The sequence below is a fragment of the Cephaloticoccus capnophilus genome (assembly GCF_001580045.1).
In the GTDB taxonomy this organism is placed as follows: Bacteria; Verrucomicrobiota; Verrucomicrobiia; order Opitutales; family Opitutaceae; genus Cephaloticoccus; species Cephaloticoccus capnophilus.
On the sequence record NZ_LSZP01000023.1, the window covers coordinates 1 to 6464 of the forward strand.

Here is a 6464-nt window from a genome sequence, read left to right on the forward strand (position 1 = left end):
AGGGGCAGGCAGGCGGGGGAATATACAAAATTACGGTAGATAATTCCTTAGATCATGTTGGCGTGATTGATTTTAATGGGGTTCAAGGTAAGACTCTATTTTTTGATGAATTAAATATAGCCGAGGATGGCTATTTGGTAATCAAGAATCTTGGGAATAATCGTATTGCTGGGCACCAGGGTACTAATAATTGGGGAAAACTCCGGAGTGTTACCATCGATGTAAATGGAGAATTAATGGAGGTTCGCCATTACTGGCCGGGTAAGCATTGGTGGTGCGAGTGGACTCAATATGATCTCATCGTGCCTACATACAACCTGTGGACTCCCATCCCCGAGCCCGGCACTTACGGGCAAATCTTCGCTGCCCTGGGAGTCGGCATAGCCGCCTCTCGGCGAAAGAGGGGATGCTTAGTGCCTTAAATTTGGTGATTACAGGCTCGCGAGGGTTTCACCTTCGATGAGCTGTGGGTCGACGAGGGTTTTTTTGTAGGGGGCGCTCGGGTTTGCGATCCGGTTGACGAGGCGGGTGAGGGCGGCTGCGCCGATTTGTTCGTGAGGGACGGCCATCGAGGTTACGCGTGGGAGTCTCTCGGCGGGCGTGAGTGATTCCGGCGGTGGGAGCCCATCGAAGCCGGTTACTGAGCAGTCGCGCGGCACGCGCAGCCCGCGTGCGTGGAGGTCGGAGATGAGACCGTAGGCTTGATGGTCGGCGGCGCAGACCCAGGCGCTGACTTGGTCTTTCTCGATTAGCCGGGCAACGGCTGTGCTGACGGCAGTGGGACTGAGTGAGGCGGCGGCTTGGTGAACGTTGAACACCCATTTGGGGCGAAACTCGAGCCCGAGCGAAAAGAGGGCTTCGACGTAGCCGCTGAAGCGGCGGGCGACCCAACCTCCGGCGACGGGATAAGTCCACGACACGAAGCCGATGCGGCGGTGCCCTGCGGTGGCCAGTCGATGGACGAGTTGGGAGATGGCGGGCGCGTCGTCTACGTCGATAATGTCGACCTCGGGCTGGGCGTAGCGCTCGAGGAGAGAGACGAGCGGGAGGCAGCGTTTGAGTGCGGTGACGGTTGCGCTGGGGAAGGGGTGGATGAGGAGCGCGCCGCGCCACGCATTGGCGCGGATTTGGCGCATCGCGCCTTGGCGGATTCGCTCGACGTCGAGTTCTTCAGGAGGCTGGTAGCAAAGATCGAGGCTGACGCGCTCGGTGACGGCGCGGGCACGTAGGCCGCTGACGATTTGCGAGTAGACCGTCATGCTCGTGGGGTGCTTGGGGATGCCGATGAGCGCGCCGACGGTGAGCGTGCTTGCAGCTCGGCGACCGGGTCCCGTGCGATTTTGCCCGTTTGACTTTCCGGCGCGCGGATCGCGTTGGCGGAGCCGCCCCGGGGAGGGCGAGTAGCCGAGTTCGGCGGCGAGCTCGCGGACGCGCTGACGAGTTTCAAGGCTGATTGCGGGATGGTCGGCGAGGCTGCGCGAGATAGTGGCTCGCGAGAGGTTTAGCTGCTTGGCGAGAGCGGCTTGGTTGAGTCGGCGGGGCATGGGCGAGGAGGAGGGAGGGCGATTAAAGTGCGGAGGTTTAATAGCGTTTTTTAGCTCTAAATTTTATGCAACAAAATAGAAAATTGCATTAATTTGCTAGGGTAGATTACAGAATTAAAAATTCTCAAATATCTAATAAATAATGATTTAACTTACTTTTTCTAGACCAAAATTTAATGCAACAAAGTGTATTCCTTTAAGTTGACGATGAGAAGATCGGATTGGGAATTTCGAGGAGGTGACACGCCTTTTTACGAAGGCGTTTCTTCTCTCCTAAACCCCAGCGAACCAACCCCTTCTTGTCGTTATGATGTTTTCCCCGACTGTCGGACGTGCCGCATTTTTGGCACTTTCACTTGGCTTGTCGCTTGCTCCGAGTGCGTCGGTTCTGCTCGCCCAAGAGCCTGATGCTGCGGCTGATGAGTTTAGCCGTGCTCCCGATCAAATCGCCCACGCGGGTAGTCCCCTTCGCTCGGGTGTAGCGGCCGAGGACGAGGCCTTTGTGCTCTCACCGTTTACGGTGAGCACGAGTGCGGACAAGGGGTATCGGGCGACGAACAGTATTTCGGGGACGCGGCTGGACACGCCGATTCGCGAGCTGCCAATGCCAATTGAGGTGATCACCGAGTCGTTTTTGAAGGACACGGGTGCGAGCGATTTACGGCAGAGCTTGCGCTATAGCTCGGGGATTATCCTCCAGTCGCAAAACGACCAAGGGGCCAATGCGTTTTACGGTGCGGGCGGGGTGCACAATCCTGAGGGCGCGACGGCGAACAAGACGCAGTCCACGTTTAAGATTCGCGGCTACATTACCGATGTGGTGTTGCGCGATGGGTATCGGCGGCAGAGCGCGACCGACTCGGTCAATATCGGCCGTATCGAGGTGATTCGCGGGCCGGCGGCCTTGCTTTACGGGATTGGGAATTTCGGCGGCATCGTGAACTACTTGCCTAAAACGCCGAACTTGGAGGCGGCAGAGTCGCAGGTGGGAGTCGCCTACGGGAGTCACGAGTTGATGCGCGCGTGGGTCGATACGACGGCGCCGCTCGGAGCGTCGGGGGCCTTGGGGTACCGGTTGACGGGCGCGTGGCAAAAGACGGGGAACCAGACGGAGCTTTACGATGAGGAGCATTGGTTTGTGTCGCCGAGTTTTGAGTGGAAGCCCTTTGCGAAGACGGACGTGTTGCTCGACCTAGAGATCGGCGAGCAGCGCGAGGAGGGGCTTGGGTTCTTGAGCGTGCGGGCGCGTTCGGATGTCGATGGCATTGGGCAGGCGGACCGCTTGCAGAGCGCGGGCTTTGTGCAGTTCGCGGGGAAGGATCCGCGACGCTTTCGCTGGTCGGGGCCGGACACGTATCGCGAGTCCGACCAGTTTAACGCGCGGGTGCAGGTATCGCAGGAGCTCGCGCCGGGGCTTAACTTGCTCGCGGGTTACAATCACTCGCAGGTCGATTTCGATGTGCGCGATGTGAATGGGTCGATGCGCCAAAACGCGGGCCCGGTCGGGCTGCGCGATACGATTACGGTGTTGCCGATTGATGTGGCGAATGGGGGCGGAGAGTTCGCGCTCGGGGAGAGCCCGAACACCGTTTTCCAATACCAGTGGAGCGATTTTGAAGAGGAGTCGCGCCGCGACCAAGTGCGCGTGGAGCTTAACTATGCGCTGTCCCTTTTCGAGGGGCGGAGTCGCTGGCTGGCGAACTCTCACAGTTTCTTGTTTGGCCGCTCGACAGAGAAGGCGCAGCTCAAGAGCGCGCTGCGTCGCACTGCGAACGACACGTTTAACTACAAGCGGCCTACCGATACGTCCTATATCCGCTACGGGCGGCAGGGCGATGGCTCGGCGGACCAGCCATTGGTCGCGATTAATCGGACCGCGAGCACGGCGCGAAACACGGGCGACTACGCGGTGTATCAAGGGAAGTTTTTGGACAATCGGCTGATTTTGGTCGGCGGTGCGCGCAGCGATAAAAACGAAAACACGGTGTCCGCGTCCATTTATCACCCGACGGCGAGCGAGAGCGCGGTGAGGCGCCCCGCCTCGCGCGATACGACCGACCAGTTTGGCGCGATGGTGGAGATTACGCCGCAGCTCAGCGTTTACGCGCTACGGGCGAGTGGGATTCAGCCGAACTTCGACGGTCTGCGCGACGCTGCGGGCGATCCGCTGGGGCCCACTGTGGCGAAGAGCAAGGAGATCGGTCTAAAGATCGAGTTAGCGAATGGCCGTATCTCGGGGACGATCAGCAAGTTTAAGATTAAGCGCTCGGGCGTGCCTTTTGGGCAGTGGTGGATGCCGACCTTGAAGGGCAACTTCGACCCGACGCGCCCCATCATTTACAACTTGAGCGACTTTAGCCCCTCGACTGTTTCGGGCGGGGCGAATGGTGGCAATGGTGCGGCGGAGGCGGCCATTAACCAGTGGAATGCGGCGGTGGCGAGTGGCGCGATTTACCAGCGGGCGACGGGCGGTGTGCCGACTTGGTATGTGAATGCCTCGACGAGTGAGGGCGCAGCCTACCTCGACCAAGTGATCGCAAACGGCCAAGAGCTTGGCGGCTGGACGGGCTGGCTCTTCACGAGCGACGAACACACGAACAACGGCTGGGAAGATCGCGGCGACGGCGGCGGTGTGCAGTCCTACGTGCAGCAAGAAGACCAGTCGGAAGGCTGGGATGCGCAGATCCTGATTACGCCGAGCGATAACCTGCAATTCATCGTGACCTACGCGCACACGAAGCGCGTCATCACGCAGCCGGGTAAGTTCATCAAATACCCGTATCCCGAGAATCGCTGGGCCCCGTGGTTTTACCCGGACGGTCAATGGGGACTGACTGGCTACCCGATTGAAGAAGTGTATCCAGACCCCAACGACACCTCGAGTTGGACGGGGATTGGCTGGGGCGCGGGCCAGAGCCGCGACGACACGCCGAAGCACTCGGTGAGCCTCTGGTCGCATTACAAAATCGATAGCTGGGGCGGCCCGCTTGCGGGGCTCGAAATCGGCTTTGGCGGCCAGTGGGAGAGCGAGCGCGAGTACTTCTCGGGCATCAGCGTGTCCGGGCAAAAGCAGGCCGACAGCAAGGGGAAGCTGATAACTTTAAAGCATAAGGCGCGGCTCAACCTCGACCTGATGCTTCGCTATCCCTTCCACCTCGCGCAGCGTCCCGCCTACGCGCAGCTCAATATCTACAACCTGCAAGATGACCGCGACCTCTACGGGCTCATCTATGCGCCGGGCCGCAGCGTGCGTCTGGAGTTTGGAGTGAGCTTCTAAGCGGAGAATAAATCGTGCTCCGTTTTTCAAAAAATGCGGCTTGGGTCACATCGGTGTCCAAGCCGCTTACTAAAGATTGCGGCTCGGCGAGTCTGCGGCTCTGTGCCCTTCTCGTCGGTCTAGCGGTTTTACTAATCGTGCTACCTATGACTGTGTTGCGCATGCTGTTCGCTACGGAGAGTGCCGCGCCGACTACCTCGCTCGAGGCGCGGACTCTGCTTTGGCAGGACGAGTTTGCGCAGCCGATTGGCACGGGCCCCGACCCGAGCAAGTGGGCGCACGACCTCGGCGAACACGGCTGGGGAAACGCGGAGCTGCAGCGTTACACCGACTCGCGGGAAAACTCCTTTGTAGTGGCGGATGCAGACGCGACCGACGGGCGTGCACTGGTGATTCGAGCACTGCGCGACTCGGAAGGGCGCTACACCTCGGCGCGGATTAAGACGCAGGGAAAGTTTGCAAAGAAATTTGGCCGGATTGAGGCGCGGCTAAAGTTGCCGAAAGGGCAGGGGATTTGGGCGGCCTTTTGGACGCTCGGCGAAACGATTGAGCGGAGCGGCTGGCCCGAGTGCGGCGAGATCGACATCATGGAGTCGCTCGGCCACGAGCCGGATAAAGTTTACGGGACGATTCACGGCCCCGGATACTCGGGCGGCAATAACCAGACGACTGCGCACTATCGTATCGGGCAGCGCGATACCGATGGAGACGCGGGCGAGGATGCACGACGCGACGCGTTGAGGGGCGGAGTCGGGGCAGGAACTGCGCCTGCTGTTGCCACAGCCGAAGCGGCGCTGGATTTCAGCGCGGGCTATCACGTCTTTGCGGTCGAGTGGCGGCCCGGACAGATTGAGTGGTTTGTCGATGGGGAGCGGTATCACGTGCTGACGGCCGCTGATTTCCCGGAGGAGGCGCGCTGGGTTTTTGACGATACGCCGCAATTCATCCTGCTGAATCTCGCCGTGGGCGGGCACTGGCCGAAGTATCCCGACGCCACGACCGAATTCCCTCAAGACTACCGCATCGACTACGTGCGGGTATGGGGTGACCACTAACCCAAGCGCAAGCCTTGCCGTGAACCGCGAGGTCAAGCGAGGTCATCGTCCTATGGAGCCGAAGGCTCCCCTAGCTTGTGGAGGAGAAGCTCCGACCGCAGGGGCGGAGTTCTTCACTCCCTTGAGACAGCGGCGGCTGCGCTGACCGACATGCCAGATTGACTATCCTCCCCTGCCTAAAGACGGGGGATTCCTACCGCGTCCAGCGAAGCGTTGTCGCTTTGTTGGATCACCTCGGTGGGTTCCTGCTGCGGCCCCCATTGGGATTCACTTCACAGGCGAGCTGGGCATGTCCTGCCCTTAATACATTTATCGCGCCGACCATGTCGGCATTGTTTTTATAACCACATTCGACACAAACCACTTGCCTGCTCGCAGCGATACCGTGGCATTGCGCAGTTGATTCTGGATATTTCAGCTGTTGCTTCTGCGCTATTTGGTAAAATGCTACGCAGCGGCTTTGTGTATGCGTAGTGAGTAAGGACGGGATTTCATCGTTACACGATGAGAAACTTTCGCCTTCTTGGTTTTTTATATGTAACGCTCTTTAATTCGAATATACTATTTTCTACCCCCCCCCCCCCCCCC

At 59.3% G+C, this 6464-nt stretch carries 4 protein-coding genes and 1 pseudogene; 3 read left to right on the forward strand and 2 right to left on the reverse strand.

Features of this window, described 5'->3' with window-relative positions:
* Positions 1–422 (forward strand): hypothetical protein (locus tag AXK12_RS09360; RefSeq protein WP_231863496.1); only part of this gene is annotated, 422 nt, incomplete at its 5' end.
* Positions 423–431: 9 nt separating this feature from the next.
* On the opposite strand, the gene AXK12_RS02565 is transcribed toward AXK12_RS09360, so the two are convergent.
* On the reverse strand, positions 432–1544 hold the full coding sequence (locus AXK12_RS02565) for a LacI family DNA-binding transcriptional regulator (RefSeq protein ID WP_068711212.1): 1113 nt from the start codon (positions 1542–1544) through the stop codon (positions 432–434).
* Positions 1545–1851: 307 nt separating this feature from the next.
* Here AXK12_RS02565 and AXK12_RS02570 point away from each other — a divergent pair, with 307 nt between their 5' ends.
* A complete protein-coding gene (locus AXK12_RS02570) occupies positions 1852–4821 on the forward strand; it encodes a TonB-dependent siderophore receptor (protein WP_068711213.1) in 2970 nt (989 codons plus the stop codon).
* Between the two features lie 146 nt (positions 4822–4967).
* Positions 4968–5876 carry a glycoside hydrolase family 16 protein gene (locus tag AXK12_RS09240; protein WP_068711214.1) on the forward strand — a complete coding sequence of 303 codons (909 nt, stop codon included), beginning with the start codon at positions 4968–4970 and terminating at the stop codon, positions 5874–5876.
* Between the two features lie 162 nt (positions 5877–6038).
* Here the strand turns inward: AXK12_RS09240 and AXK12_RS09530 are convergent.
* Positions 6039–6234: pseudogene (locus AXK12_RS09530) on the reverse strand (RNA-guided endonuclease InsQ/TnpB family protein); the annotation flags it as partial.
* Positions 6235–6464 lie beyond the last annotated feature (230 nt).

Excerpts from the sequence above, each read along its gene's own strand:
- AXK12_RS02565 (WP_068711212.1), bottom strand. The coding sequence starts at position 1,544 with ATGCCCCGCCGACTCAACCAAGCCGCTCTCGCCAAGCAGCTAAACCTC.
- AXK12_RS02570 (WP_068711213.1), top strand. The coding sequence starts at position 1,852 with ATGATGTTTTCCCCGACTGTCGGACGTGCCGCATTTTTGGCACTTTCA.
- AXK12_RS09240 (WP_068711214.1), top strand. The coding sequence starts at position 4,968 with ATGACTGTGTTGCGCATGCTGTTCGCTACGGAGAGTGCCGCGCCGACT.